Annotated in this window: 3 protein-coding genes and 1 pseudogene; all 4 read left to right on the forward strand. The window is 44.2% G+C overall.

What is annotated here, in order from left to right; translation table 11 throughout:
- The first annotated feature begins 258 nt into the window (after window positions 1–258).
- Entirely contained in the window at window positions 259–645 is a 387-nt protein-coding gene (locus QJ036_RS14080; protein WP_283231971.1) for a DUF5655 domain-containing protein, read from the forward strand.
- A 136-nt stretch (window positions 646–781) separates the two neighbouring features.
- Entirely contained in the window at window positions 782–1225 is a 444-nt protein-coding gene (locus tag QJ036_RS14085) for a zinc ribbon domain-containing protein (protein WP_283231972.1), read from the forward strand.
- A gap of 41 nt (window positions 1226–1266) precedes the next feature.
- Window positions 1267–1629, forward strand: coding sequence for a VOC family protein (locus tag QJ036_RS14090; protein WP_283231973.1), 363 nt, complete (start codon window positions 1267–1269; stop codon window positions 1627–1629).
- 54 nt (window positions 1630–1683) lie between these two features.
- A pseudogene (locus QJ036_RS14095) lies at window positions 1684–1962 on the forward strand (GNAT family N-acetyltransferase); the annotation flags it as partial.
- Window positions 1963–2410 lie beyond the last annotated feature (448 nt).

Consider the following 2410-nt stretch of genomic DNA (forward strand, 5'->3'; position numbering starts at 1 on the left):
TTGTACTTGACATACTTAATTATACCACGGATGCGGGTCCTTTTGGGGCCCGTTTTCTGTTTTCGTACAAAAAAGGAGCTGCTGCTCCGTAGATTATTACTCTACTTTTGCAACAGCCCCTATAGAAGTTAAATAACAAAATCGAACCTGCTACGGCGAAATGCATGCTTCCCCACTTCAAAAGAGAAAAATTCGTGCTATAATGATGTCAGAAAACCTGGAAGTCTTATTCTGGGTATCAATGTGGAGGAACGGAACATGGGCGTAAAAGAGCAGGATGTACTTCGGTTTTTTGACCGGCATTCGGCGGCGCTTCCGCTTTACGAGAGGTTCGCGGACAAGCTGACGGAGCGGTTTTTGCAGACGGAAATCAAGGTTCAGAAAACACAGATTACCTTTAAAAACCGCCATGTCTATGCCTGTGTTTCTTTTCTGCGGGTCAGGAAGAAGGCGGAACTGCCGGATCCCTATTTTGTGCTTACGCTGGGCTTGCCCTATCCGCTGGAATCGGACCGGGTTGCTGCCAAAACAGAGCCTTATCCCGGACGATGGACAACGCACATCGTCATCAGCCAGCTGGCTGATCTGGACGAGGAACTGTTTCAATGGATCAGGCAGGCGTATGAATTTGCAGAATCTAAATGATTTCATGGATGTTTGCAGTCCGGGCAGCGAATGCAGATCGTTTGATGGCCGGAAGCAACAGCAGGTTGCTTGCCAGATACGAAATGCAGAGCCATAATGATAATATAATATATATTTTGTCAGGGGGGAAGCGGATATGGAAATGAAGGATACACTTAAGAAGCTGCGTGAAAATCATCATCTTACCCAGGACCAGCTGGCGGAGCGGGTGATGGTTACAAGGCAGGCGGTCAGCCGTTGGGAAAACGGAGAGACACAGCCGGGCACAGAAACCTTAAAACTGCTGTCAAAAGAATTTGATGTGTCAATCAATACGCTCCTTGGTTCGCCCCGGCAGCTCATTTGCCAGTGCTGCGGAATGCCCTTAAATGAAGACATCCTGATCAGCCGGGAATCGGACGGCAGTTATAATGAGGATTATTGCAAATGGTGTTTCACGGATGGTGAGTTTGCCTATCAATCAAAAGAGTCTTTGGTTGAGTATCTTGTTGGTCATATGCCGAATCCGGAGCATTTGGAGGAAGAAGAGCGGCGCATTCAGTTTGATTCATTCCTTTCGCAGCTGAAGCATTGGAAATGAGGTCATCTGTGTATATCTGATATCGTGTGGGGAAATAGGCCATGAAATTAAAAAACATTCTGATTGTAGTAAAGGATATCGAAAAATCAAAACAGTTTTATCATGATCTGTTTGGGCTTGATGTGGTGCTGGATCAGGACGGAAACATGATTTTAACGGAAGGGCTTGTGCTTCAGGATGAGAAGATCTGGAAGAGTTTCCTGAAGCGGGAGATTATTCCACAAAACAATTCCTGCGAATTGTATTTTGAGGAGCCGGATCTGGAAGGATTTGCTGAGAGACTGGAGCGGTTATATCCCGATATTCATTACGTTAACAGACTTATGACACACAGCTGGGGGCAGAAAGTCATTCGCTTTTATGATCTGGATGGAAATCTGATAGAAGTGGGAACACCTGTGTAGAATAATAAATCCGAGGTTCTTATGGATTATTCGATAAGAAAACTAAGACAAAGTGAAATAGTAGGGGCTGTCTGGGCCCGCATTATGGATGATTACGGACATATTGATGATGAAACGCCATCACTTGCTGTTTCACTTTATAAGGAATATAGAAATTATGGTATCGGAACTGCACTGATGAAAAGGATGCTTTTGGAGCTGAAAGAGCAGGGATATAAGCAGACCTCATTATCCGTTCAGAAGAGGAATTACGCTGTTCGTATGTATCAAAAGATTAGTTTTGAAATCTTTGATGAAAACGAGGAAGAATACAGGATGATATGCAGGTTATGATTCGCATATCCCGGCATGGAGCATAGAAATTACAGAGAGGTATTCATGGATCAATCACATCAGAAATGGAAGGTCTTTTTTGACGGCAGTTTTTGGGGGCACCGGGGCAGCGGCCGGGCAGGAACAGAAATCAATATTGGCAGGCAATTTGACTGGGCGGGACATCATTGGTTGATTCCTGCCGTTTATTCATGCGGAAAAGGCCTGGTTGTTGATTTTTGCATGCAGGTGGATGCAGAAAAAATCCGTGCTTTCATAAGAAAATAGGATCTGAACCGGGAGAATGATTCCTGTGAGAATTTTACAGAAGAACAGCAGCCGGAAAGAGACCGTTTCAAAGTCTGTGTAAACTCAAAAAACTGACATAAGATTTGATAATAGAAACATGAATTCAGGGCCTGATCAGGCAACTGAATCCTTACCTGTATGATAAACCAGGATTTTTACA

This window comes from Fusibacillus kribbianus, from assembly GCF_030053595.1.
Taxonomy (GTDB): Bacteria; Bacillota; Clostridia; order Lachnospirales; family Lachnospiraceae; genus Lientehia; species Lientehia kribbiana.